Source organism: Pseudomonas gorinensis, from assembly GCF_042015035.1.
GTDB classification, from domain to species: domain Bacteria; phylum Pseudomonadota; class Gammaproteobacteria; order Pseudomonadales; family Pseudomonadaceae; genus Aquipseudomonas; species Aquipseudomonas gorinensis.
Genome location: NZ_CP167125.1, coordinates 449,714 through 474,767, shown reverse-complemented (window position 1 = coordinate 474,767; position 25,054 = coordinate 449,714). Strand labels below are relative to the sequence as shown.

Sequence of the window (25,054 nt, the reverse complement as noted above, 5' to 3'; positions counted from 1 at the left end):
TGTTTTGCACCCGCCAGGCGTTGTGTTACCGGCTGGGGGTCACCTGACCATCCTGCCTGCCCACACTCTTCGGGATGTTGCGCAAAGGCCCGGCGCACACGGGGTTTCAACGGTTTATGCGGCTTACCGCTACGCGGCTGGCGTCCTCCTGACGCTTGTCAGAACCCACTTTCCCGTACCCCCAGCGCTGCCGCCCGTCGCCAGGCCACGCCCAGTACCGACTCACTGCGCCCTTGCAGCATCACCACTCCGCGCAGCGGTTGATGGGGGGTAGGGATCGTTTCAACGCTTTTCAGTCGCGCACCGTATTGAGCCTGCACCGGCTCCGGTCGCTGATTTTCGTCGCGGCGCACGGCAATTGGCCCATGGTGATCGGAGGTCAGTGCCTCCTGGTCCAGATAGGCCACGCCGTTGGCGTCGATGTCGGTCAATACCACCGGGATGGCCACGTGCATCGGGTCATCGGCGATAAACCGTCCAGTGGAACCCGGCGCCACCCGCCACAGTTCGGCCTCGGCCAGGTAACCGCGCAGGCGTGCGCCCTCTTCCACCACCTGGGCCAGTGAGTCCTTGGGCGACAGCCAGCGGCCGACGCTCAATTGCGGCAGCACATCGCGCACCCTGCCGGCATGGGGCGCGCGCAACAGCAGGCGTTCGCGCTGGGCGGCCAGCCCACGGTATTCGGCCAGGGCCTGGGACAGACGCTGATCGTTGATCCCGGCATCCGCAGCCGTTTCACTGCGCCCGGCCTGGCGGCGCATCTGCAGCTGCAAAATCTCCACTTCACGGCGCACGATGCTTTGCCGCGCGTCCAAATCCGGTGACTCCAGTTCGTACAAGACCTGGCCCTGGGTGACGGTTTGCCCATCCGCTACCCGCAACTGCTTGACCCGCGCGGCCACCGGCGCGTGCAACGCGCTGACGCGCCCGGCTTCGAGCATGGCCGGCAGCTCGACGGCGCTGCGCCACGGCACCACCAGCGCCAGCCCGATCAACACCAACCCCAGGCTGCTCAACAGCACACGCGGCGCATGGGCCTGGCTGCGACGACTCCACCATTCGCGCCATTCCTTGAAGATCGGCAGGAAGATGAACCAGACCAACTCCACCAGCATCAGGAAGATCCCGAGCAGTTTGAAGAACAGGTGATACACCGCCAGGGCAATCCCCAGAAACAGCGCCGCCCGCCACAGCCACGCCAGGTAGCCCCACGCCAACAAGCGTCGTTGCATCGTCGGCGACCACGGCTCCGGCGCCGGCTCGCCATACCCGAACAACAGTTCACGCAGGCGCCAACGGCACAGGGCAAAGGCGCGGCCTTGCAGGTTATCCACCCCCCATAAATCGCTGATCAAGAAGTAGCCATCAAAACGCATGAACGGGTTGAGGTTGATCGCCAACGTCGTCAGCCACGTGGCACTGGCCAACATGAACGCCGCGGTGCGCGCCGGGCCATCCGGCAGCAGCGCCCAGGCAAGCAAGGCGATACAAGCCAGCAGCAACTCGGCCATCACCCCGCCGGCACCGATCATCAACCGCGCACGGCGATCATTGACCCGCCAGGCGTCGCTCACATCGGTGTAGAACATCGGCAACAGCACCATGAACGCCACACCCATGCTCTGAACCCGACAGCCAGCGCGTTTGGCCATATAGGCATGGCCGAACTCATGGCACAACTTGGCGAAGCACAACACCACACCAAACGCCAAGGCGCCGCCGAGGCTGAACAAGTGCGGGAACGTCGCCAGAAAGCGCTGCCAGTCGCGCGCGACCAAAAACACGCCCAGGCCCAGAACTGCCGGCAGGCCGTACCGCAGCAAGCCCGGACCGAAGCGCGCCAGCCAGGGCCATGTCCGGTTGAGAAAAGCGTCCGGACGCCACAGCGGAATGCGGAAAAACAGGTACTGATGCAGCAATACCTGCCACAGGCTCTGCTTTTGTGCGGCCGCTTTATAGAGGTAACTGGCGCGCTGCTGCGGATCAAGGCCGGTGATCAGGTCATGGGCGCGCAAAAAGCTCAGCAGCTCCTCCACTTCGCTGATGCCCAAGGGCAAACCCGGTTCACGGTTGGCGGCTTGCAAGACTTTCTCTGGATCGCCCAGGGACCAGTGGCGCAGCAAACGAATGGCGGTGGCGCCGAGTTTGAAATAGCGCCCGCGCACCGGGTCGGCCAGGGTCCAGCGTGGCGAACCGTCCAGCGCCGCGCCGGCACTGGACAGTTGCAGGTCTTCGCGCAGTGTGGGCAGGTTCATCAGAGGCCGACGCTCTGGCGCAGGCCCGCCAACGGCCGACGCAGCAGGTACAGGGCCAACGGCGCGCGGTCGCCATACAGCTTCGCCGTACCGCGCAGGCCGATACGCGGTGGCGCGCCATCGAATTGTGCATCGAGGCGATAGGCCAATTGCCCGCCCGGCGTGGGCTGCGCTTCATAGGCGGCACGTTGCAGGGTGGCGAGATGGCGTTGCAGTGGGTCACTGTCGAGGAACAGCGCTACCTGGGCATTGGGCGCCAAGGCAATGGCATCGCCCACCGCCAGCTCAATGCGCAATTCCGCCTGGGCAGGGTTGGCAATCTGCAACAAGCGCTCGCCGGTCTGCACCGGTTTGCCGGTCCAGCGGTCAGCATCAGCGAATACAGCGATACCGTCGCGCTCGGCACGCACTTCGCTGCGTTTGAGCAGTTCACGCGCATAGTCGCGTTCGGCGCGTTTTTGCTCGACGCGGGCCGCCAGCAGGTCGATCTTCGAACTGGATTCGGCATCGGCAAAGGCGCGCTGGGAATTGGCCTTGAGCTCCGCTTCAGCGACACCCAGAGCACGCGCCGCCACATCGGCCTGCGCCGTCAGCGTGGTGCTTTCGAAGCGCAGCAACAGGTCGCCGGTTTTTACCGACTGATTGGGCTTGACCAAAAACTCGGCGATGACGCCATCCAGCGGCGCCGCCACCACTTGCCCGGCCTGCGGCACCACTTCGGCGGGCGCCAGCACCGATTGGCGCACCGGGATCAACAGCATCAGCAACAACGCCACCAGCACCGCTATCCAGCGTTTACGGGTCAGGCGCAGGCGCCACGGCTGGCGTGGCTGCAACGCGTGCCAGGCATGGCTGCAGGTGTCGCCAAAATGCGCCAGCAGCACTTGTTCGGCCGGGCTCCACGGGGTATCCCGCGCCAGCCACAGGCCGCCGAACACCCGGCCCTGGGGATCCATCAACGGCAGCCAGAACACGTGCCCGGCGGACAGGCTCTGCCAATCGGCTTGCACCGCGCCACTTAATTGCTCAGCCAGGACCACCCGCGCAGTCTGGCTCAACGCCAGTTTGTGCAACTGCGCCACCGCCTGCTCGACAAACGCCACGAACGGCGCATTCGAATCGACGCTGCTCACCGCCGTCACCGCCCTCACTTTGCCGGCGATCAACAGCGCGGTGTGGCGATAGCCGAACAGGGGCTGGCTGTCGTTGACCAGGCTGTAGGCCAGTTGCTCGATAGTACGCGCGGCACGGGTCTGGCGTTCAAGGTCGAGAAACTGCGCAAATACGCGCTCAGCGTGGCCCGGCATCGGTGCGTTCATTGCAATTGCGCAAAATGGGCCGTGCCACTCATGCCCGCCAGCAGCCCGCTGGCATTGGGTAAGGTGGCGACCAGCAGCAGCGTCTGGCTCCCCTCATCGATGCGCGCGCCGAGGCGTTTGACCGTGGCGGTGAACGCCTGGCCGGTTTCATCGGGGGTGAAATTGAACGTCTGGCCCGGCTTGAGTTTGCCCATCCAGCGCGACGGCACCAGCAGGTGAATTTCCAGGCTGTGGTTGTCGACTATTTCCAGCAACGGCGCCCCCGCCGAGACGCTTTCATAGCGTTGGACCTTGCGCTGCACCACTTGGCCGTCATACGGCGCCAGCACGCTGCAGCGCTTGACCTGCACTTGGTAAACCTGGGATTGGGCCTGGGCTTCAGTGAGCTTGGCTTCGGCGCGGGCCACTTCAAAACGCCCGACGGAGTTGAGCGCCGCCAGTTGTTTGTTGTGGGCCAGTTCTTCACTGGCACCCCGGCTGGCAGCCTGGGCGGCGTTCAATTGGGCCTGGTAGGCCGAGCAATCGAAACGCGCCAGGGTGTCGCCCTTCTTGAACGACTCACCTTCGCTGAAAGGCAGTTCAACAATGCGCCCCGACAATTCGCTGGCCAGCACCGCCTGGTCGCGAGCGCGCAGCACACCCCGGGCGTCACTGGAGGCGCTGGTCGACGCCGCAAGCGGGTGGTCCAACAACGGATCGTCCGCCATGACCATCGGCGCAACGCCCATCAGGCAGATAAAACTCAACGTCCCTCTTCGTAACCGCTCCATACGATCCTCCCTGACCATGATTGCAGTCTATGTCAGCACGGTTAAATTGCCACCGCCCCAATCGGATAAGTCAGTAATTTGTGTAGGGCTTCACCGATGCTTTTGTCGGATCACGCTATGATTGCCACCCCCAAGGATTCAGGATCAAGGACACGTCATGCGCATCGGTTTTCTGTCACCCCTGGCACTGGCTCTGCTGGCCGGTATTTCCCTACAGGCCCAGGCCAGCTCCGACGATTCGTGCTACCCCGACTGGCGGGTCTCGCGTGACAGCCTGGACCCGTGCAACAACCTGCCGTTCCTCAGCCCAGGCAATGACAGCCGGGCCAACCTGCGCTTGCTGCTGGCTGACAAAAAGGCCGCGCCGTTGGCGCCCAAGGCGCTGAGCGAAGATGACCTGTCCCAGGGTTTCGGCCCGGTGCCGTTTCCGGTGTATCGCCTGGCCGCTGCCTCCAGCGCAGAGACTGAGCCCGACTCGGACGATTCGCCTACCGCCGAGCTCGACACCCTGCTGACTTCCCTGGGGGTCAAGCGCGAGGAGTACAAAACCGCCGGCGAAGCGTTCCTCAGTGGCGAGGGCAGCCGCTGCCGCAGCAACGACGATGACAGCGCCACGGCGTTTATCCGCCAAGTGGTCAAGGCCGACATACCGGCGACCGAGCGCGCGCTGCTGGCCAAAGCGCGACTGCAACTGCTCACCACCTGCACCTGGGATGGCCCGGTGATCGCCGAGCCGCAGCAGATCCAGTCCGCCGACGGCCAACTGTTTCGCACCTACCTGCAAGCCGCCGCTGATTTCTACAGCGGCCGCTTCGCCGAGGCCGCGCAAGGCTTTGCTGGCGTCGGCAATGCCCAATCGCCGTGGTTGAAGGAAGCCGCGCTGTACATGACCGCCCGCACAGCGCTCAACCAGGCCCAGGCCGACACCTATGACGAAGACGGCGTGCCGCACCTGGACCGTGTGGATAAGCCCGCACTGGCCACGGCCGAGCAGGGCTTCAACGCCTACCTGAAGACTTATCCACAGGGCGAATACGCGGCCTCGGCCCACGGGTTGCTGCGCCGGGTGTACTGGCTGGCCGACGACAACACCAAGCTCGCCGACGCGTTCGCCTGGGCACTGACGGCCACCGACGAGCAGCGCAATGTGTCTGAGGATGAGCTGGTAGAAGAAGCCGACCTCAAGCTGTTGATGGTCAACAGCGATACCGTCAAGACCCCGATGATCCAGCTCGTCAGCGACCTGATGGTGATGCGCGGCGGCAACCAGCCGGCCCTCAGCCGCGCAGACCTCGAGAAGCAAAAGGCCGCGTTCGCCAGCGAGCCAGCGCTCTATGAGTACTTGCTGGCAGTGTGCGCGCTGTACATCGAGCATCAACCGGACGCCGCCTTGAAGCAGTTGCCGCAGAGCGTGCCGTCGAACCTGAACTACTTCGCCTTCAGCCAGCAGACCCTGCGCGCCCTGGCCCTGGAAGCCAAGCAAGACTGGAAAGGCGCCGAGGCCTTGTGGCTGCAACTGTTGCCACTGGCAAAACTGCCGCTGCAACGCGACCAATTGGAGTTGGCACTGGCCATGAACTACGAGCGCAGCGGCCAGTTGGCCAAGGTGTTCGCCAGCGATTCGCCGATCAGTACCAGGCAGGTGCGCTACATCCTGCTGCGCAACGTCGCCGGGCCTGAGCTGCTGCGCCAGCAGATCGCCCAGGCCAGCGATCCGCTGGAACGCCAGACCGCGCAATTCGTGCTGCTCTACAAAGACCTGCTGCACGGCCAGTTCGCCACGTTCGCCGAGGACCTCAAGCAACTGCCGGCCCAGGCCCCCGAGGACAAGCTGGGCACCAGCCTGGGTTATGTCTACAGCGCCAGCCAGACGCTTAAGCTGTTCCAGTGGAACGGCGACAAGGCCGAATCCGGCTACGCCTGCCCGAGCATCGCGCAAACCGCAGCGACCTTGCAGACCGAGGCGAAGAACCCCCAGGCCCTGAACTGCTTCGGCGAATTCATCCTGCGCAACGGCCTGGACGGCATGCCTCTGGAGCAGGCCCGCGCGGCCGGCAGCCTGGGCAGCACCGCCTCAGACTTCAAGGGTGAAACCTTCTCGCGGCTCGACGGTTACAAGCAGGTCATCGGCAACGCCAAGGCGCCCAAAAACGACAAGGCCTACGCGCTGTTCCGCGCCATCAACTGCTACGCGCCGGCCGGCTACAACAGCTGCGGCGGCCAGGACGTCGAACCCGCCGTGCGCAAAGCCTGGTTCCGCCAGCTGAAAAGTGGTTTCGCCGACACCCAGTGGGGCAAATCGCTGCAGTACTACTGGTGAAACACCTGTGGCTGGGCCTGCTGTTGCTGGCAAGCCCGGCATTCGGCGCCGTCGATGCCCGTGACTATGACGCCTTCTGGCTGTGGAGCGGCGTCACGCCACAGCCGGTACTCAAGCAGGCCAAGACCCTGTACATCCTCCAGGGCCAGATCAACTCCACCCGCCGCGCACCCCAGCGCGGTGTGCAACTGATCGCCCAAGGCATCAGCGTACCGCGCCTCACCCGCGGCGAAGTCTGGGTGGTCTACCGCGCCCACACCCTGCACTGGCCCGAACAGATCTACACCCAGCTGCTTGGCCAGGTACAACGTTGGCGCGACGCAGGCAACCCCGTGGTCGGCATCCAGATCGACTTCGACGCCCGCACCCAATACCTGCACGAATACGCCGACTTCCTGCGCGACCTGCGCCAACGCCTGCCCTTTGAGCTGCGCCTGAGCATCACCGGCCTGATGGACTGGAGCAGCAACGCCGACCCCGCCGCCATCGCCCAGCTCAAGGGCGTGGTGGACGAAGTGGTGGTGCAGACGTACCAGGGACGCCAGAGCATCCCGGATTACGCGGCGTATTTGCCACGGATGAACCGGATGGGGCTGCCGTTCAAGATCGGCTTGATACAGGGTGGGGAGTGGGAGGCGCCTGGGTATTTGCAGGGGAGTGAGTGGTTTCGGGGGTATGTGGTGTTTTTGCAAAACCGTTGACAGGGGTGTCAATTCTATGCAAGAAAGTGTCCTCTGTCCGCGGACAGAGGACATTCGCTTTTGGAGCCCCATGAAAAGTCAAGACATCGTCATCCTGTTCAAACTGATCAGCCTGGGACTACAGGCCAAAGGGGAGCGCGTAAAAAAACGAGTGTTCTCTGTGGAAAAAGAGAGCGCGAGCCTCGGGTTTCAAAATCTTCCGGATTACATTCAAAACTTCGAAACTGTTCAACTTTCGTCAATTGATGACTGGCGGGGCTGGGATGGAATAGACGAAGACTTTGAAGGACACAGCTCACAAACCTATTCTGTGAGATCGCTGTCCTCAGCGTTGGGCCTAAGCAAAACAGAGGTTTCCTCATCCCTGAATCGTTGCAGGGAAATTGGCTTGATCTATACGAGCCACACCGACGGAATTCCTCTGGTAAGAAGCAAGGCACTGCTTGATTTAGTCACGTACAGCATTCGCTATATTTTCCCGGTTAAACCAGGCCCTATCGTTCGCGGTATTCCGACAGCCTTCGCCGCGCCAGTCCTGGCGGGAAAAGTAATGAGCGGCGGCGACCTCATTCCCGTCTGGCCGGACGCATATGGAAAGAGCAAAGGCCAAGAAATAACGCCTTTGTATAAGACCGTCCCCGGCGCAGTGAAAAAAGATGAGCTGCTTTATCATTTCCTGGCACTCGTCGATGCCATCCGCATTGGCGGGCCGCGCGAAGCCAAGGTGGCCGATGCCATGCTGCGGGAGTGGATCTTGTGACGTCCAACAGAATCATGATGCTGCAAATGCTTGAAGAGGTCGCTGAGGCGTTGGGTGATGAGCTGCGTGAACAAGTCGCTTTTGTCGGCGGATGCACCACTGTTTTACTCATCACCGACGAATACACCCTTGAATCAATTCGCGGCACGGATGACGTGGACCTGGTCATTCATCTGACAGGCACGCCTGACTGGTATCGGTTGGAAGAAAACCTGAAACCCAGAGGCTTCAAAAATACCGGCCAGGACTCCGTCACCTGTCGTTTACGACTCGGCGGTTTGAAAGTGGATTTCATGCCGACCGATGCAAAAGTATTGGGGTTTTCCAATACGTGGTTTGTCGGCGGGCTAGAAAACTCCATCGACTACACACTCCCCAAAGGAACACGTATCAAGATATTTGCGGCACCATGGTTTCTCGCCGCAAAACTTCAGGCGTATCAGGGCCGAGGTCATGACGACGTACTGATGTCCAATGACATCGAAGACATCATCGCTTTGCTGGACGGCAGGGAAGAACTTATCGAAGAAGTGAAGCGAGCGCCTTTTGAGCTCCGACATTTCGTGAGCAATCAATTCACCGCATTGATAAGACTGTCAGCGTTTCAGGACGTCATCCAAAGCAGCACTCAGGACGCTGATCGGGAAACGTTGATTTACGAGCGCCTGAAGACGCTCGTGGGATTGGGAGTGACCGCTTGATCCTACAGTTGAGCCTCAGTCAGCAAGGAACTGAAAGAACCGAAAACCGCGATGTCATCGGTTCGGCTCAAAGCACAGGAGCGTATCTCCACGTGATCGCTGATGGCACTTCCAAGCCAGCCAGTGGCGAATTGGCGCGAGCCTTGACTCATTATCTGCTTGAGTCGTTTTCTCGCGCAGAACCGACAGTTACATCATGCCCAGACAAAGCGACTGAATGGGTACTCCACGCACTGGGAGAGGCGCACTCAAACCTTTGCCCAGGTTTTCCATTGGCCTCCACCAGCTACCTTGTGTTGCTGGTGATGGGTCAAACGGCCATTACGATCCACGCTGGTGACTGTTGCCTTGGCTATCTGGGAAAAGATCAGCGCATGATTTGGCTAACTTCACCCCATTGCGGCCCCAACTGGAAAGGAGACCTGAGCCACGCAGTCATCGCCGAAAGCTCCTCCCGCAAAACACTGCTCAACTGCATGAGTTATCGCAGGCCCCATGAGCCAGCGGTTAACTCCGTGGAAACGGTTAGGGGGACGACTTGGATTCTGGCAACAGATGGATTTTGGGCCGAACTGTCAGCCGCAGACCAGCTCAAAGCCATTGCAGGGCAAACCCTGGACGGTTGCTCAACAGAAGACGATGTCACCTTCATGCTTTTGCAGTCTTAGAAGAAACAGGTACGCAAGGCAAGAAGGCGCAGAGGATCAGCCCTGGGGCTAGGCTTCGCGGATTTTCGATACCGACATCAGAAAAGCTCACAGGAAATAATCGGCCTGAAAGTTTAACGATCATGGCTTACCAAAGATGATTGCAGCAAAAATCACGAACAGTCCTACATCGGATAGTCCAATTTTCAGCGCTGAGCCTGCACCAGCGGATACACCGACTCCCAGCCCCCACCCAGCGCTTTATACAACCCCACCATCGCCAACGACACCCCGGTAGAACTCTCCACCCACTGCTCCTGCGTGGCCAGCAGTGCACTTTGCACCGTGAGTACGTTGACGAAATCCACCACGCCCTCGACGTACTGATGCTGCGCGGTGGTCAGGGCGATCTGGTTCTGGCGCACGGCTTCGGCCAGGCTGTCGCGGCGTAGTTGGCTGGCGTTGTAGCGGGTCAGTTGATCGTCGATCTCATGCCAGGCGCGCAGCACCGTTTGCTGATAAGCCAGCGCCGCTTCCTGTTGCTGGGCTTCGCGCAGGTTCAACATGCCTTGCAGGCGCCCGCCGTTGAACAGCGGCAGGCTCAATTGCGGGCCGAAGGCAAACGCACGGGAGCCCCAGGAGCCGAAATCCGACAGTTGCATGGCCTGGGAGCCGAGGCTGCCGGACAAGGTGATGCGCGGGTAAAAGTCGCCCTTGGCCACTCCGATGCTGGCGGTCGCGGCGTGCAGGCGGGCCTCGGCCTGGCGGATGTCCGGGCGGCGCTCGGCGAGTTCCGAGGGCAGGCCGATGGCGACCTGGCGTTGGGTCTGCGGCACCGCAGCATCCTTGGACAATTGTGCATGCAGGGCTTGGGGCGGCTCACCCATCAACAGGCTGAGGGCGTTGATCAACTGGTCCTGGCGCTGTTGCAAATCCGGCAGGCGCGCTTCGATGGCCGCGACCTGGGCGGCGGCTTCGGCCACGTCCAGGTCGGTGGCCACGCCGTCGGCCAGGCGCAGTTGCGAGAGCTTGAGGCTGTGGCGAGCGACGTCGAGGTTTTGCTCGGTGACAGCACGGGTATTTTGCACGCCGCGCAGTTGGATGTAGTCCTGGGCGGTCTCGGCCAGCACCGACAGCAAGACGGCGCGACGGTCGTTTTCGGCGACTTGCAGGGTGGCGTCGGCGGCTTCGGTTTCGCGTTTGACCCGCCCCCAGAAATCCAGCTCCCAGGAGGCGGAGAAGCCTGCGTCCCATTGGTTGAACGCCGAACGGCCGTTCTCGCCGGAGGGGTCGTTCAAACCTTCGCCGCTATTGCGTTTGCGCTGGTAAGCCCCTGTTGCATCGACACGGGGGTAACGCTCGGCGGTCGTCACCTGGCGCACCGCGCGACTTTGTTGCAAGCGACTGCTGGCCAGTTTCAGGTCGAGGTTATCGGTGAGGGCACGACGCGTCAGGGCCGAGAGTTGCTCGTCGTGGAACACGTCCCACCAGCGCTCCTCCAGCGGGCCGGTGACTGCGCGGCTGGCGGCCTGACGACCTTGGGGCTCATTCCATTGCGTGACGTGAGGGCCCTGGGGCCGTTGGAAATCCGGGCCGACGGTGCAGGCGCCCAGGCTGAGCAGGCTTAAGGTGAGCCAGGCAAACGATCTCATTGCTGGGCCACCTCACGCGGCTGCGTGACCGGCTGGGTGTCGACGCTGGCTTCCACCGACATGCCGACCCGCAGGCGCTCGGTCAGCGGCTGATTCGGTTCGAGGACGATCTTCACCGGGATGCGCTGCACCACCTTGGTGAAGTTACCGGTGGCGTTATCCGGTTTGACCGAGGCGAACGTCACCCCGGTCGCAGGCGCCAGGCTTTCCAGGTGGCCGTTGAGCAACTCGCCGTCGAGGCTGTCGACACGTACCTGCACGGCTTGGCCAGCGTGCATATGGTAAAGCTGGGTTTCCTGGAAGTTGGCCACCACGTAGGCCTCGGCCAACGGCACCACCGCGAGGATCTTGCTGCCCGGCGTCACATAGGCGCCCACCCGCACCGCGCGCTCGCCGACCATGCCATCCACCGGCGCGACGATGCGCGTGTAGGACAGCTGATAGCTGGCCATTTCCAACGCGGCCTGGGCGCGCTTGAGCCCCCCCTCGGCGGCGTCGCGCTGGGCCGTGAGGATTTCCACCTGCTTGCGTTCGGCCGCCAGCACCGCCGTGGCACTGGCCAGGCGTGCGTTGGCCTGGTCAATACGGGTCTTGGCTTGCTGGGCGTTCTGCACAGTACCCGCGCCCACACCGGCGAGGTGGTTGTAACGGTTCAGTTCGTGTTCGGCGAAGGCCACTTCGGCACGGTCTGCGGCCACGGTGGCCTGGGCCTGGGCGATCACCGAGCTTTGACGTTCCAGGGTCGCGCTGGCGTTTTTCAGCTGGGCCTGGGCGACCAAAGTGTCGGCATCGGCGGCCTGGGCGGCGGCGCGAAAATCACGGTCGTCGATCAGCGCCAGCAACTGGCCGGCCTTGACGCGCTGGTTGTCTTCCACCAGCACCTCCTTGATAAAGCCGGCCACGCGCGGCGCCACCAGGGTGAAGTCGGCGGCAACGAAGGCGTCGTTGGTGGCCTGGCGCTTGTTGCCCAGTAGCCCCGGCGCGACCAGGTACACCAACACGCCGACGGCGAATACGGCGATGACAGAGACGGCTATTTTGTCTTTGCGTTTCATGAGAAGTCCTTGTGGCTAGGTCGGTGCGCGAGGCGGAAAAATCCGCGTGGGCATCCAGAAAATCAGCAGGATCAACGCCGCCGCAACAGCGGCCATGACGTAATAGAGATCCGAAGACGTGAGCACTACGGCCTGCTCGTGCAGGCGGTGGGCAAGCCCCGACGCGTCGCCATCGGCCAGGGGCGAGTTGCCCAGGCGGTCCACCAGCATGGTCGAGTGAAAGTGCAGGCGCTGGGTGGTCAGTGCATCCAGCACGCCGGTGGCAATCACGGCAGCCAGGCCTTTGACGGTGTTGAACCAGGCCGAGGCAAACGGCCCATCCGCCGGTTGGATGCTGCCGGTAGAGAGCATCAGCAACGGCAACACCGCCATGGGCTGCCCGAAGATTTGCAGCAGGTACAGGCCGTAGAAGTCGTCGCGAATCCACGCCGAGGTCAAGTGCGTGCTGCCCAGGCAGGACAGCACCAACATGCCCAGCCCGATGCCCAGCACCCAGCGGCAATCGACCCAACGCAGGTTGCACAACGCCGCCACCAGCGGCAGCGCAATCAATTGCGGCAGCGCCATCAGCAGCATCAGCGGCGCGGTTTGCAGGGGCCGATAACCCTGGACCTGGGCGAGGAAACTCGACGGGATGATGATCACCGAGGTCAGCACCATCAACACCCCGGCCAGCACGATCAGGGCAAACGACAGGTTGCGCAGGCCAAGCATCTGCAATTTGAAGAACGGTATTGGCTGCGACCATTCATTGAGCAGGAACAGCACCAGCAACACCGTGCCGCCACACAGCAGGAAGGTGATCAGGCCCGACTCGAACCAGTCCAGGCGATTGCCCTGCAACAGGCCGATCACCAGCATGCAGATCGCCGGGAACCCCAGCAGCAGGCCGCGCCAGTTGAACTGCTTGAGACGCTCCAGGCGCAGCGGGTCTTGTGGCAGGCCGTAGGCCACGGCGGCCATCGCCAGCAGGCACGGCCCGATGATCTGCCAGAACGCCCACTGCCAGCCGACATACTCGGTCCACAGCGCCGCCAACGGCGTGCCCAGGCTCGGGCCGAACGTGGCAGTGAGCGCGTAGCCGGCCAAGCCATACAGCTTGACGTTGGCCGGCAGGAAGCGCAGCGCCACGGTCATCAGCATCGGCGGCAACGCCCCACCCGCCAGGCCCTGGACGGTGCGCAGCAGCAGCAGGCTTTCGTAGTTCGGCGCGAAGGGGCACAGGATGCCCAGCACAGTGAACAGAGCGATCGCGCACAGGGTGAAACGGCGCAGGGAAAACGTCACCGAACACCAAGGCGCGAAGGCCATGGCCGACACGGAAGTGGCGGTGTAGGCGGCGACCAGCCAGGTGCCTTCATCAAAACCGATGTACAGCGCACCGCGAATATCCGCGAGGGCCACCTTGGTGACCATCTCGTTGAGACCGGACACCAGCACCGCCAGCAACACGCCGACCAGGCCGATGATGATGCGCGGGCCAAATACAGGCGGGGTGATGGCCGTGGGTTTGGCTGCGGCCGCAAGGGAGGGGGCAGCGAGGGAAGTCATGTACAGGTAACTCGGGATTAGAAATACCCGAGCAGTTTAATCAGGCACATCCATGACAAAAAGTTACATGTTGGCAGGGTATAAGTGCACCAGGCGCAATCCTGAATTCACCACAGAATCCTTGTGGGAGGGGGCTTGCCCCCGATTGCTGTGCCAGATACAGATTTTCTATCTGATCCACCGCAATCGGGGGCAAGCCCCCTCCCACATTTGACTGTGCATGACGTACAAATCAGGTCGGCTGCGCTTCCAACCAAGTGGCGTGGCAACTTTCGCGCATCGTCTCGCGCAGCCATTTATGGGCCGGGTCTTTGTCGAAGCGCGGATGCCAGGATTGAGCCAGGACCAGGGTCGGCAACGAAATCGGCAAGGCGAATGCACGCAGCGGCAATTTCAAGCGATTGGCGCTGTAGAGCGCTTCCTTGGGCACCGGCAGGATCAGGTCGGAGTCGGGCAGCATGAACATCGCACCATGAAAGCCTGGGGCGATCATCGCCACGCGGCGCTCCAGGCCCTGGGCATTCAGGGCGGTGTCGATCGGCCCGCGAGCGATGCCGCGCCGGGAAATGCTGATATGGGAATAACTGGCGAAACGCGCAGCGGTGATGTCTTCATCGAACAACGGGTGGTCTTCCCGCGCCAGGCCGACGAAGGTGGTGGAGAACAGGTTCTGCACCTTGACCTCGGGGCTGGAGGGCATGGTATTGCTCACCCGCAGGTCCAGGCGCCCTTCGCGCAGCGCCTCGTCGTCGGTGTCGCCTTCCGGCACGAAGCACAGCTCGCACAGGGGCGCCATGCGCTCCATGGTGTCGAACAGGCGTCCGCCGTATACGCCGATGAAGAAGTCATTGGCACGCACGCTGAAACGGCGGCGCAGGGTGCTCAAGTCCACTTGATCCGCCGAACGAAACAACAGCGCCGCCTGCTCCACCACATTGCGCACTTGGCCTTGCAGTTCCAGCGCCTTGGGCGTCGGCACCAGGCCGCGCCCGGCACGCACCAGGATCGGATCACCCACTGCCTCGCGAATGCGCGTGAGCGTGCGACTCATGGCCGCCGGGCTGAGGCTCATCCGCCGAGCGGCGCCCACCACGCTGCCCTCGTCGAGCAAAGCGTCGAGGGCGACCAGCAGGTTCATGTCTGGTAGTTGCATGCCAAGCACTCGTGATCAGTCGGGAGTGAACTGGCCGCAATCGTAGCAGCATGGGCGTATCAGCGCTGCATGCCCCAGCGTTTCACGGTGAGCCGCTCGAAGGTGTCGAACACCAGGTTTTCCACTAACAACCCGATCAGGATCACCACCGCCAACCCGGCAAATACCTTGTCGGTGTACAGCTCATTGCGGTTCTGGAAGATGTACCAGCCCAGCCCCCCCTTGCCGCTTGTTGCACCAAACACCAACTCGGCAGCGATCAGCGTGCGCCAGGCGAATGCCCAGCCGATCTTGAGGCCGGCGAGAATCGACGGCAGCGCTGCCGGGATCAGGATGAACAGCACAAAGCGCATGCCCTTGAGGCCATAGTTGCGGCCGGCCATGCGCAGGGTTTCGGAAACGCCGAGGAACCCCGAATAGGTGTTGAGCGCCAGAGCCCACAACACCGAATGCACCAGCACGAAGATCAGGCTGTTCTGGCCCAGGCCGAACCACAGCAGCGCCAGCGGCAACAGGGCAATGGCCGGCAAGGGGTTGAACATTGAGGTCAGGGTGCTCAGCAGGTCGCGCCCCAATTGCGTCGACACCGCGAGGGTGGTCAGGGCAAACGCCAGCACGATGCCGATCAGGTAGCCCTTGATCAATACCACCAGCGAGATGCTCACCTTGCTCAGCAGTTCGCCACTGAGCAGGCCGTCATAGAGCGCGTGAAAGGTCTGCAGGAAACTCGGCAGCAGCAGGTCGTTGTTCTGGTAGCGCGCGACGGCTTCCCACAGGATCGCAAGCACGATCAGGATCAGGCCCTTGCGCAGCCAGCCTTGTTGCCACAGGCGTTGGCGCAGGGGCAGTTCGCGTTCCACGGGGACGCTGAGCAGCGGCTCAAGGGTAATTTCGTATTCCTGGCGCATTGGGCTGCCCTCTTAGTAAGCGATGCGGATGTCGGCGAAACCCAACTCACGTTCGGCCTCGGGCGCTTCATCGAACAGCAGGCGATGAATGCGCCGCGCCGACGCCTGGAATTCCACGCCGCCGAGGCTGTGCAGGTTGTATTGATGGCTGTGGATTTCCGCGCGCACGCGCCCGGGATGGGGGGACAGCAATAGGATGCGATTGCCCACCACCAGGGCTTCTTCGATGGAGTGGGTGACGAACAGCAGGGTGAAACGCACCTCCTCCCACAGCAGCAGCAATTCTTCCTGCATCTTGCGCCGGGTCAGGGCGTCGAGGGCGGCGAAGGGTTCGTCCATCAGCAGGATCTTCGGCTGCATGGCCAGGGCGCGAGCGATGGCCACGCGGGCTTTCATACCGCCGGAAAGCGTATGCGGGTAAGCGTCGGCAAAGGCGCTGAGGCCGACTTTGTCGAGGTAGTGCAACGCCCGCTCTTCGGCTTCGCGACGCGGTAGCGTTTTCGACGCCAGCAGCGGAAACATCACGTTCTGCTTGACGGTTTTCCACGGCGGCAACTGGTCGAACTCCTGGAACACCACGATGCGGTCAGGGCCCGGCTGTTCGACCTTTTGCCCCAGCAGGCGAATTTCACCTTCGCAGGGTTTGATAAACCCCGCGATGGACTTGAGCAAGGTAGATTTGCCGCAGCCCGACGGGCCGAGCAACACGTAGCGGTCGGCCGGGTCGATCTCGAAACTGACCTGGTGCGTGGCCCGCACCACGCGCTCGGGAGTACGGTATTCCAGGCTGACGTTGTCCACCGCGAGCAACGGAGCGGTGGTATGCAGGTTGCTGGCCGTGTGGCCTTGCAAGAGCGCGTTCATCTCAACTTCCTTGCAGGGGCTTGGCGTCCTGGAAGAAGTAGTCCTTCCACGATTCCGGCTTGTTCTTGATGGCGCCGACGCGGTAGAGGAATTCCGCCAGCGGGTAGGTATTTTTCGGTGTAACGCTGAACTCGAACTGCGGGTTGTCGATGATTTTCAGCAGTTCGGTACGGTCGATCTTGGCCTTGGTCACGCGGATGTAGGTGTCGGCAGCGGCACCTTTGTCGTTCTGGGCAAACTGCGCGGCTTCGGTCAACGCCTCGACAAACGCCTTGTAGGTCTTGGGGTTGTCGTTGCGGAATTTTTCGGTGGCGAACAGCACGGTCGGCGAATTCGGCCCCAGCAGGTCATAGGTGTTCAACACCACATGCACGTTGGGGTTGGCCAGCGCCTGGTCCTGGAACGGCGGGTTAGAGAAGTGCCCGGTCAACTCGGTACCGCCGGCAATCAACGCAGCGGTGGCGTCAGGGTGCGGGACGGCAACGGTGTACTTGTCGAGGCGATTGAATTCCTTGTCGCCCCACTGCTTGGCGGCGGCGTATTGCAGGAAACGCGACTGTACCGAAACACCCACGGCCGGCACGGCGATGCGGTCTTTGTCGGTGAAGTCGGCGATAGTCTTGACCTTGGGGTTGTTGCTCACCAGGTAGTACGGGAAGTTGCCCAGGGACGCCACGGCCTTGACGTTCTGTTTGCCGTGGGTACGGTCCCAGATGGTCAGCAGTGGGCCAACGCCAGCACCGGCGATATCGATAGAGCCAGAGAGCAGCGCGTCGTTGACCGCCGCGCCGCCGGACAGCTGGGTCCAATCGACCTTGATGTCGAGGCCTTCCTGCTTGCCGTATTTTTCGATCAGGTTCTGGTCGCGCACCACGTTAAGCAGCAGGTAGACGATACCGAACTGTTCGGCAATGCGGATCTCGCCTTCGGCCTGGGCAGCCGTCGGAGCAACCAGGCTGCCCGCCAACAGACTGACACCAAGGCCGACGGTCGCCGCCAGCCGTGCAAATGGAATGTTCCTGGACATGGTCATGCTCCGAATCAGAAAGGCGCGTCGCCCTGGATGGTGGTGCGGTACAGCTTGCGGCGTAGATGGCTGGGGCAGCCGGCGGCCAGGTGGATCAACGAACGGTTGTCCCAGAACACCAGGTCGTGGGGCTGCCATTGGTGACGGTAGATATTTTCCGGCAGCACGCTATGGGCGTAGAGCTGGGCCAGCAAATCGCGGCTTTCGTCCTCCGGCAAACCGACGATGTGCGTGGTGAAGCCTTCACTGACGAACAGGGCCTTGCGGCCGTTTTCCGGGTGGGTGCGTACGATCGGGTGCACCACTTGCGCGACCTGGGCGAGCTGCTCAGGTGTCAGCGTCGGCCGCCAGTTACCTTCGAACTTGGTCTCGCTGTAGCGCGCGGTGTAGGAATGCGCAGCACTGCGGCCTTCGACAGCTGCACGCAGGTGCCCAGGCAGTTGGTCCCAGGCTTTGTGCATGTCGGCAAACAGGGTGTCACCGCCTTCGGCAGGCAGCTCCTGGGCGTGCAGCATCGAGCCGAGGCTGGGCAGCTCCTTATAGGACAGGTCCGAATGCCAGAATTTACCCGCGTCGCCCAGGCCGATGGATTGGCCGTTTTCGATGATGTTGGAGACGATCAGGATTTCCGGGTGGTTGGCCAGCAGGAACTGTTTGAGCACGTGAATCTGCAACACGCCGAAGCGGCGACTGAAGTCGATCTGCTGTTGCGGGGTGATACGTTGGTCGCGGAACACGACGACATGGTGGTCCAGATGCGCGCGGTGGATGCGGGCGAAGTCCTGGTCGTTGACCGGACGCGACAGGTCCAAGCCGACGATCTCGGCGCCTACGCTGCCGGGTAATGGGCGGACCTCGAAATGCTGGGTAGTAGGGGTCACTGTTGGAACAGTAGAGGCGGCGGACATGAGTTCACTCCCGGTCGGACAGGAGAGTGACTTTATAGATATAAGAACGACATTTTAAATACCATTAGTGAATATCGATAGACAGGAATGTACCGTCGAAAACCCGCCGGCAGCGAAGGCCAACGAATAGACCAGAGCAACGCAGCATCCCGTCCGCGCCCTCTGTAAGATGCCGAAAAAATACACTGTGAGTGCCGTGATCAGCGTGTTTAGCCGCTTACAAGCCGAAAACCTTGCCCGTTTGACAAGCCTGTAGGCAGGCTCTAGTGTGCATTGGATCCAATTAGCCATCCCTCTTCTAAGAAGGAGCAAAGCGTAGCCGTGACGCAGAAGCCGAACCCTTTGAGCAGCATTAAGGTCAGCGGGCCTATTCCCGCTCATCTTGCTCGTTCAGTCATTGAAGAAACCTTGCGCAATGCCATCCTTGATGGTCGATTGCCATGCGGTACCGCCATGCGCCAGCAAGAGCTGGCCAGCCTGTTCGGGGTCAGCCGCATGCCCGTGCGCGAGGCATTGCGTCAGTTGGAGGCACAGTCGCTGTTGCATGTGGTGACGCACAAAGGCGCGGTGGTGGCGCCGTTGATCGAAGACAATTCAGCTGAAACCTACGCCCTGCGCATGCTGCTGGAATCCGAGGCGCTGCGCTTGTCGATCCCCCTGCTCACCGACGCCGACATTGCCGAGGCCGAGGCCTGCATCAATGCCTTGGAGCGTGAGAAGGACTACACCAAGATTGGGCGCCTCAACCGCCTGTTCCACATGGCCCTGTACGGCAAGGCACCGAATCAACGGCTGCTCAAGTTGGTCGAGCATGGCTTGAATGAAGAGGAACGCTTCCTGCGCTTCAACCTCGAGGCGATGGGGTTGGGAGAGACCTCCCAGGAAGATCACCGCGAACTGCTGAAGCTGGTGGCACAGAAGAAGATCGACGAAAGCATCCTGACACTGCGTAATCACTTGATGCGCGGGATGGAGGTAATCGCCACCTACCTCAAGGGCCTTGAAGCGCCCCATTCGTAAGGTTTTCCAGCACCTCGCCTGCCCCCTATGCACTGCGGGGCTCGCTTCCCATCGGGGAGCGTCCCGCGCCGGCACTTCTTAGCCGGAACAACACGCGCCTATTAACGCTGGGACATGAAACTTCCCACCCTTGATAAAACAACTTACCCACAATAAATGCCGCCCCCAGATAAGCAACTAATACACTTATAAGCTTATCCAGGCACTCAATCGGCTTATTGTCTTTCGCCAATAAAAAACCACTTCATCCGGCCACGTAACTCCGCGCCTGCAGGCGGGGCTTGGCCAAACGCTACCTATCTACTTCCAAGCCGTAAACGCCCCCCTGTGTTCAGAGCAGTCGCAACAACTTATAGGCATCAACCATGCATCACACGTTACTTGAGCAAAAAAAACTGCAGTTATGCAGCCATCCGTTATTTGAAGAAATAACTTCACTCAACAAGTTACAACTTTTTATGAAAAGCCATGTGTTTGCGGTATGGGACTTCATGACGCTCACCAAACGCCTTCAACAAGACTTGACCTGTACGCAGTTGCCCTGGCTTCCCCCCGTCGACCCGCAAGCCACCCGCCTGATCAATGAGATTGTGCTGGGCGAGGAATCGGACGAGCGCCTGGGACAAGGTCATTGCAGCCACTTCGAGTTATACCGCGACGCCATGGTCGAAGTGGACGCCAGCACCGCCGCCATTGACACCTTCATTACGCTGCAACGCCAGGGCATGAAGGCCAATACCGCGTTGCAACACATCGACGTGCTACCTGGCGTAGCCCGTTTCGTCGAGAGTACGCTGCACATTGCCTTGAACGCACCGACCCATTGTGTGGCAGCCGCCTTCCTGCATGGCCGCGAAAGCGTCATCCCGTTCATGTTCGAACGCCTGCTGCGGGGTAGCGAGGTCATCCATCGCCGAGCGCCCACCCTGGGCTATTACCTCCACCGTCACATTGAGCTGGATACCCAAGGCCATGAGCCAGGGGCGCAACAGTTGCTTCAACGCCTGGTCGGCGCAGACCCACGCCGCCAGGCGCAGGCCGCTGAAACCGCGCTCCGGGCCGTGGAAAACCGCATGATCCTCTGGGACGACGTGCTGGCCTCGTTGCAAACGGTGCGCCCATGAACATCGCCAACTACCGCTCCATCGCCGAAGACTGGGAGCGTCGAGCAACCATTCGCACACGCCCTCGCCGCCAAATGGAAAACGACGACAAGCTGATCTATCCGCTGTGCCGCCAGCCATTGGCGCTCTGTGCGACCTTTCTCGAACATTGCCCGCAATGGCGCGACTTTGTGCTGGTGCAAAGCTTCTACAAATTCATCAACGATGTGGTGATTTTCGAAACCGAGATCGTCGACAAGACCGCTCGCCGCATTGCCAAGAACCGCTTCGCCCTGCCCTTCCCCCTCGTGTGCCGCTACGACGCGATGACTGTCGTGGTCGATGAGGATTACCACGCCCTGGTGGCATTGGATTTCCTCCAACAGACCGTGGCGATGACCGGCATACAACCGCTCGATCTGCCACGGGAAATCGAGCTGAGCCGTGCCTTGCCAGCGGCGCTGGCACAGGCCCCGGCGCACCTGCACGACGCCGTGGAACTGATCGGCGTGGCCATCGCCGAAAATACCGTCACCCAGGACGTCGCCGCGTTTTCCAACGACGAGAGCGTCAAGTCATCTGTCCGCGGACTGATGGCCGACCACCTGTTTGACGAAGGGCGCCATGCACAGTTCTGGACACGCTTGGTGCGCCTCTATTGGGAGGCGGCCAGCGTGGATGATCGCGACGGTATTGCCCGAGCCCTGCCGACGTTCCTGGCGCACTACCTGACCCATGACCTGCAGAAAGCCTTCGACCTTCAACTGATTGACCATCTGGACGTCAGCGCCAGCACTCGCGGTGCATTGAGGGCCGAGATAGAAGCACTGGACTTTCCCATCACCCGCCAACATCCGCTGATCGCCAACATCATGGGGTTCCTGCACCACAGTGGGCTGCTGCAGACACCGAGCATCGCCCAGGCGCTGGACGATTATCTGTTGCTGGCCGGGAGAGCGGCATGAGGCGCCTGACGATTGGCTGGGGCGGTGTCAGTACCGCATTGGGTACGGTGAGGCAGGTGCTGGAGCAATACGGACATCGGTCTGGCGATGAAATGACTGACCTGGTGATCGAAGACGGCAGCCAGCCCTTGCCTCTCCATTTGCACGAACCCCCACGCATCAGCTTGCGCCTGGGCATAGGCCCTGTGGGCGACAACGGTTTGCCCGCGCTGCAGTTACGCGGCTATGAGAACAACCGGCGCCTGATCGCTGCGATTGATCTTGCTGAAGAACCCAGCGGAAACGGTCAACGATTGCGCAGGCAGGCCACGAACGCGCTGTTGGAATGGGTGGCCTTGCACGTCAGCAGCCTCGCGCGCGACCCTGGGCATCTTGCGAGCGAAGCCTGCGCCAACACGTGGCCCGAGCAAGGCTTGCAAGCGCTGGAGACGCTGGCGTACCTGCATCGGTTTAATCGCACAGCGGCGCCAGCCCTGTTGCAGGCCGCCCAAGTGCCGATGATCGAGCGGTTGCGGGCCAGCCTTCTCGCCTTTGCCGAGCGGCCCGCCCTGAACATTGCGGGCAACGTGGTGACTTACCGGCAGTTACAGGTTCGAGCGTCAGCCATCCAGCAACAGCTTGGCCCACTGCTGGAGAGCCGTGCGGCGCCAGCGGTAGTTGGCGTTTGCCTGGAAAAATCCACCGCGCTGTATGCCAGTATTCTTGCCGTGCTGGGCTGTGGCGCGGTGTACCTGCCGCTCACATCGGACCATCCACCGCAACGCCAGCAAGCCATGCTGGAAAGTGCTGGCGCCCAGGTATTACTGGACGACGGCCAGCATCCGCTGCGGGAGCGCTTCGTGGCACTGGACGTGAGCACCGTCAGCCAGCCAGATACCTCCCACCCCTTGGGTGTCCGGCATCCCGACATCCATGCCCCGTGCATGGTGCTCTTCACCTCGGGCACCACCGGCCGGCCCAAGGGTGTACTGCTCAGCCAAGGTAACCTCGCCCACTTCACCGCCTGGTTTGGCAGCTGCATGGAGTTGAGCGAACAAAGTCGCGTACTGCAATTTGCCTCGTTGAATTTCGATGCGTCGCTGATGGACATTTTCCCCGGCCTGATCGCCGGTGCGCAGTTGTTCGTTCCCAGCGAGGCACAGCGGCGCGATCCACAACAACTGGTGGAGCTGATCCGCCAAGAGCGGATCAGTCATGCGTTCCTGCCGCCGGCACTGCTCAGCATTCTGCCATTGGCGCGACCGTTGGGCCTTTCGCACCTGCTCACTGGCGGTGATGCCTGCGAGCCGTATGTGATCGAACAATTGGCCGGGCAGTGCCAGTTGCATAACCTCTACGGACCGACCGAAGCCACTGTGCTGGTCACCCATCGAACCTTGCAACCCGCCGATGGCAACCGCAACCTGGGCCGCCCGATCGCCAACAGCCAAGTGCTGATCCTCGACGAGCACCTGCAACCCGTGGACGAGCAGGTGATGGGCGAACTGTACATCGTCGGCCCCGGGGTCGGCCTGGGGTACCTGGACGCAACGCAGACGCATGACGATCCTTTCGTCGAGCTGGCGTTGCCGAGTGGGCAAACCCTGCGGGCCTACCGAAGTGGCGATCTTGCAAAGTGGACCGCCGACGGTATCGAGCTGGGCGGGCGACGAGATGCACAGGTGAAGATCCGCGGGGTGCGGGTCGAGCCCCAGGAAATCGAGGAGTGCCTGCGTAACAGCCGACTGTTCCGCCAGGTGGCGGTGGTGATTGATGGTGAGCGCAGGATCCGCAGCATTGTCGCTCAGCCGGAGCCGGGCGCCACGATGGCCGACCTGAAGCAGCATGCACAACAGTGGTTGCCGGATTACCTGCAACCCGACGTGTGGACCGAGTTACCCAACCTGCCGTACTCCAGCAACGGCAAAATCGATCGCCAGGCGTTGCTGGCGTTGCCCGTTCAACCTGCGTCGAATACCAAGGGCCAGGCAGCGCAGACGCCCTTGCAAATGCAGCTGGCGGAACTATGGAGTGAACTGTTGCGGTTACCCGTGGAGGCGTTCTCGATGGATGACAGCTTCTTCAACCTGGGTGGCCATTCCATCCTGTTATCGACGCTGCTGCTGCGGATGCGTGAGCAACTCGGCCGCAGCCTGCCCTTGAATCGCTTCTTTGAAATGCCGACGATTCGCACCCTCGCACTGCTGATGGAGGACGCTGTGCTACCGGATGCCCCGTGCGGCCAGGCGGTCCGGGATGCGTTGCGAGACCCGATGATCGAGGTGCTGTCCGATGAACGCGTGGGTGATCCGCGCAAAGTGATCGTTACAGGCGCCAACAGCTTTATCGGCGTGCATATCGTCGAGGCCCTGCTGGCTGGCGGTGCAACAGAGGTCGCCTGCCTGGTGCGTGAACTGCCAGGCCAACCGGCAGCGACGCGGTTCGCCCAGGCGTTGAGTGAGTATCGCCTGGAACATTTGGACCTGAGCCGAGTACAGGTGTACGCCGCAGACATCAGTCGGCCTCGCCTGGGCCTGACGGGTGAGGTGTATGAGTCTCTGGCCCGGGACTATGGCGCTCTGGTGCACAACGCGGCGCAGGTCAATCACGTGATGGATTATGCCTCGCTGGCAAAACACAACGTCGAGCCAGTGCTGGAGTGCCTGCGCCTGTGTGAGACCCGCTGCAAGAAGGTCCTCAATTTCATCTCGACACTGTCGGCATGCAGCAGTATCGACGCCCGTGGGCATGTGCTCGAAACGCCAGCCGCGGCGACCCCGCCGATCTACCTCAAGAATGGCTATAACTTGTCCAAATGGGTCGCCGAGCGGCTATTGGCGCACGCGACGACACAAGGTGCCTGGGTCAACATTCATCGTCCGGGAAATATCAGTTTCAACAGCCGCAACGGTGTTTGCCAGCCACAGAAAAATCGCTTGATGCTGATGCTCAAGGGGTCGTTGCAACTGGGGCTGGTCCCACGCCTGGAGGTGAACTTCGACCTGATGCCCGTGGACTTTTTCGCCCAATTTCTCGCATTCCACTGCGGCCGTTTTGATGCCGGGCTTAACGTATTCAACCTGCACAACCCTCAGCCATTGAGCTGGGATCATTACCTCGATGTGTTCAGCCAGGTGGGCTACCGGTTTGAGCGTGTCAGCGTTGCGCACTGGCAGCGTGCGCTGCGAACGGTGGGCCCTGAAAACGCGTTATTTGGCGTGCTGGGCTTTTACCTGGAGGGGCTGGATGAAGACATCGGCGATACCTCAATGATCCGTCATGACAACGCCCGTGCGGGCATAGAGAAAATGGGCACGCAGTATCCCGACAAGAACTCGGCGCTGCTGCGCAAGGGCTGTGACTACCTCAAGGCCATCGGCTTTCTCTGAACTGCTT

General features: G+C 61.6%; 20 protein-coding genes. 9 read left to right on the top strand and 11 right to left on the bottom strand.

Annotated features, from left to right (window positions below; genetic code table 11):
• Positions 1-158: 158 nt before the first annotated feature.
• The 3 genes from AB7933_RS02155 to AB7933_RS02145 are packed head-to-tail and all read right to left on the bottom strand — an operon-like array spanning position 159 to position 4,302.
• Entirely contained in the window at positions 159-2,255 is a 2,097-nt protein-coding gene (locus AB7933_RS02155; protein WP_024072681.1) for an efflux RND transporter periplasmic adaptor subunit, read from the bottom strand.
• Entirely contained in the window at positions 2,255-3,574 is a 1,320-nt protein-coding gene (locus AB7933_RS02150; protein WP_024072680.1) for an efflux RND transporter periplasmic adaptor subunit, read from the bottom strand. The genes AB7933_RS02155 and AB7933_RS02150 overlap by 1 nt, the downstream gene beginning before the upstream one ends.
• The gene (locus AB7933_RS02145) at positions 3,571-4,302 is read right to left on the bottom strand and encodes an efflux RND transporter periplasmic adaptor subunit (RefSeq protein ID WP_236646006.1); all 732 of its coding nucleotides are present in this window, start codon (positions 4,300-4,302) and stop codon (positions 3,571-3,573) included. The genes AB7933_RS02150 and AB7933_RS02145 overlap by 4 nt, the downstream gene beginning before the upstream one ends.
• Positions 4,303-4,501: 199 nt before the next feature.
• On the opposite strand from AB7933_RS02145, the gene AB7933_RS02140 reads away from it, so the two are divergent.
• The 5 genes from AB7933_RS02140 (at position 4,502) to AB7933_RS02120 (ending at position 9,494) form a co-directional block, all read left to right on the top strand.
• Positions 4,502-6,664, top strand: coding sequence for a hypothetical protein (locus AB7933_RS02140; RefSeq protein ID WP_024072678.1), 2,163 nt, complete (start codon positions 4,502-4,504; stop codon positions 6,662-6,664).
• Positions 6,661-7,365: a DUF3142 domain-containing protein gene (locus AB7933_RS02135; protein WP_024072677.1), complete on the top strand. Its 705-nt coding sequence runs from the start codon at positions 6,661-6,663 to the stop codon at positions 7,363-7,365. The genes AB7933_RS02140 and AB7933_RS02135 overlap by 4 nt, the downstream gene beginning before the upstream one ends.
• Positions 7,366-7,435: 70 nt before the next feature.
• On the top strand, positions 7,436-8,125 hold the full coding sequence (locus AB7933_RS02130; RefSeq protein ID WP_024072676.1) for a hypothetical protein: 690 nt from the start codon (positions 7,436-7,438) through the stop codon (positions 8,123-8,125).
• A gap of 17 nt (positions 8,126-8,142) precedes the next feature.
• A complete protein-coding gene (locus AB7933_RS02125) occupies positions 8,143-8,826 on the top strand; it encodes a hypothetical protein (RefSeq protein ID WP_081730372.1) in 684 nt (227 codons plus the stop codon).
• The gene (locus AB7933_RS02120; protein WP_081730312.1) at positions 8,823-9,494 is read left to right on the top strand and encodes a PP2C family protein-serine/threonine phosphatase; all 672 of its coding nucleotides are present in this window, start codon (positions 8,823-8,825) and stop codon (positions 9,492-9,494) included. Before AB7933_RS02125 ends, AB7933_RS02120 begins: the two co-directional genes overlap by 4 nt.
• Before the next feature lie 185 nt (positions 9,495-9,679).
• On the opposite strand, the gene AB7933_RS02115 is transcribed toward AB7933_RS02120, so the two are convergent.
• From AB7933_RS02115 to AB7933_RS02080, 8 genes are all read right to left on the bottom strand, one after another.
• The gene (locus AB7933_RS02115) at positions 9,680-11,125 is read right to left on the bottom strand and encodes an efflux transporter outer membrane subunit (protein WP_024072673.1); all 1,446 of its coding nucleotides are present in this window, start codon (positions 11,123-11,125) and stop codon (positions 9,680-9,682) included.
• Positions 11,122-12,180, bottom strand: coding sequence for an HlyD family secretion protein (locus AB7933_RS02110; protein WP_024072672.1), 1,059 nt, complete (start codon positions 12,178-12,180; stop codon positions 11,122-11,124). The genes AB7933_RS02115 and AB7933_RS02110 overlap by 4 nt, the downstream gene beginning before the upstream one ends.
• A gap of 15 nt (positions 12,181-12,195) precedes the next feature.
• Entirely contained in the window at positions 12,196-13,731 is a 1,536-nt protein-coding gene (locus AB7933_RS02105) for an MFS transporter (RefSeq protein WP_024072671.1), read from the bottom strand.
• Between the two features lie 232 nt (positions 13,732-13,963).
• The gene (locus AB7933_RS02100) at positions 13,964-14,884 is read right to left on the bottom strand and encodes a LysR family transcriptional regulator (RefSeq protein ID WP_024072670.1); all 921 of its coding nucleotides are present in this window, start codon (positions 14,882-14,884) and stop codon (positions 13,964-13,966) included.
• Between the two features lie 59 nt (positions 14,885-14,943).
• Positions 14,944-15,792: an ABC transporter permease gene (locus AB7933_RS02095; RefSeq protein ID WP_012721565.1), complete on the bottom strand. Its 849-nt coding sequence runs from the start codon at positions 15,790-15,792 to the stop codon at positions 14,944-14,946.
• A 12-nt stretch (positions 15,793-15,804) separates the two neighbouring features.
• Positions 15,805-16,656: an ABC transporter ATP-binding protein gene (locus AB7933_RS02090; protein ID WP_024072669.1), complete on the bottom strand. Its 852-nt coding sequence runs from the start codon at positions 16,654-16,656 to the stop codon at positions 15,805-15,807.
• Position 16,657: 1 nt separating this feature from the next.
• Positions 16,658-17,683, bottom strand: a complete 1,026-nt coding sequence (locus AB7933_RS02085; protein ID WP_041160807.1) for an ABC transporter substrate-binding protein — start codon at positions 17,681-17,683, stop codon at positions 16,658-16,660.
• Positions 17,684-17,697: 14 nt separating this feature from the next.
• Entirely contained in the window at positions 17,698-18,591 is an 894-nt protein-coding gene (locus AB7933_RS02080; protein ID WP_024072667.1) for a TauD/TfdA dioxygenase family protein, read from the bottom strand.
• A gap of 321 nt (positions 18,592-18,912) precedes the next feature.
• On the opposite strand from AB7933_RS02080, the gene AB7933_RS02075 reads away from it, so the two are divergent.
• The 4 genes from AB7933_RS02075 to AB7933_RS02060 all read left to right on the top strand — a co-directional run bounded on the left by AB7933_RS02075 (position 18,913) and on the right by AB7933_RS02060 (position 25,047).
• Positions 18,913-19,611, top strand: a complete 699-nt coding sequence (locus AB7933_RS02075; RefSeq protein WP_024072666.1) for a GntR family transcriptional regulator — start codon at positions 18,913-18,915, stop codon at positions 19,609-19,611.
• 365 nt (positions 19,612-19,976) lie between these two features.
• On the top strand, positions 19,977-20,735 hold the full coding sequence (locus tag AB7933_RS02070) for a DUF3050 domain-containing protein (RefSeq protein WP_024072665.1): 759 nt from the start codon (positions 19,977-19,979) through the stop codon (positions 20,733-20,735).
• Complete coding sequence (locus tag AB7933_RS02065) at positions 20,732-21,679, top strand: diiron oxygenase (RefSeq protein WP_024072664.1); 948 nt, start codon at positions 20,732-20,734, stop codon at positions 21,677-21,679. Before AB7933_RS02070 ends, AB7933_RS02065 begins: the two co-directional genes overlap by 4 nt.
• Positions 21,676-25,047 carry an amino acid adenylation domain-containing protein gene (locus AB7933_RS02060; RefSeq protein ID WP_024072663.1) on the top strand — a complete coding sequence of 1,124 codons (3,372 nt, stop codon included), beginning with the start codon at positions 21,676-21,678 and terminating at the stop codon, positions 25,045-25,047. Before AB7933_RS02065 ends, AB7933_RS02060 begins: the two co-directional genes overlap by 4 nt.
• The last annotated feature ends 7 nt before the right edge of the window (positions 25,048-25,054 follow it).

Excerpts from the sequence above, each read along its gene's own strand:
- AB7933_RS02155 (WP_024072681.1), bottom strand. The coding sequence starts at position 2,255 with ATGAACCTGCCCACACTGCGCGAAGACCTGCAACTGTCCAGTGCCGGC.
- AB7933_RS02150 (WP_024072680.1), bottom strand. The coding sequence starts at position 3,574 with ATGAACGCACCGATGCCGGGCCACGCTGAGCGCGTATTTGCGCAGTTT.
- AB7933_RS02145 (WP_236646006.1), bottom strand. The coding sequence starts at position 4,302 with ATGGGCGTTGCGCCGATGGTCATGGCGGACGATCCGTTGTTGGACCAC.
- AB7933_RS02140 (WP_024072678.1), top strand. The coding sequence starts at position 4,502 with ATGCGCATCGGTTTTCTGTCACCCCTGGCACTGGCTCTGCTGGCCGGT.
- AB7933_RS02130 (WP_024072676.1), top strand. The coding sequence starts at position 7,436 with ATGAAAAGTCAAGACATCGTCATCCTGTTCAAACTGATCAGCCTGGGA.
- AB7933_RS02125 (WP_081730372.1), top strand. The coding sequence starts at position 8,143 with ATGCTGCAAATGCTTGAAGAGGTCGCTGAGGCGTTGGGTGATGAGCTG.
- AB7933_RS02115 (WP_024072673.1), bottom strand. The coding sequence starts at position 11,125 with ATGAGATCGTTTGCCTGGCTCACCTTAAGCCTGCTCAGCCTGGGCGCC.
- AB7933_RS02110 (WP_024072672.1), bottom strand. The coding sequence starts at position 12,180 with ATGAAACGCAAAGACAAAATAGCCGTCTCTGTCATCGCCGTATTCGCC.
- AB7933_RS02105 (WP_024072671.1), bottom strand. The coding sequence starts at position 13,731 with ATGACTTCCCTCGCTGCCCCCTCCCTTGCGGCCGCAGCCAAACCCACG.
- AB7933_RS02100 (WP_024072670.1), bottom strand. The coding sequence starts at position 14,884 with ATGCAACTACCAGACATGAACCTGCTGGTCGCCCTCGACGCTTTGCTC.
- AB7933_RS02095 (WP_012721565.1), bottom strand. The coding sequence starts at position 15,792 with ATGCGCCAGGAATACGAAATTACCCTTGAGCCGCTGCTCAGCGTCCCC.
- AB7933_RS02090 (WP_024072669.1), bottom strand. The coding sequence starts at position 16,656 with ATGAACGCGCTCTTGCAAGGCCACACGGCCAGCAACCTGCATACCACC.
- AB7933_RS02085 (WP_041160807.1), bottom strand. The coding sequence starts at position 17,683 with ATGTCCAGGAACATTCCATTTGCACGGCTGGCGGCGACCGTCGGCCTT.
- AB7933_RS02080 (WP_024072667.1), bottom strand. The coding sequence starts at position 18,591 with ATGTCCGCCGCCTCTACTGTTCCAACAGTGACCCCTACTACCCAGCAT.
- AB7933_RS02070 (WP_024072665.1), top strand. The coding sequence starts at position 19,977 with ATGCATCACACGTTACTTGAGCAAAAAAAACTGCAGTTATGCAGCCAT.
- AB7933_RS02065 (WP_024072664.1), top strand. The coding sequence starts at position 20,732 with ATGAACATCGCCAACTACCGCTCCATCGCCGAAGACTGGGAGCGTCGA.
- AB7933_RS02060 (WP_024072663.1), top strand. The coding sequence starts at position 21,676 with ATGAGGCGCCTGACGATTGGCTGGGGCGGTGTCAGTACCGCATTGGGT.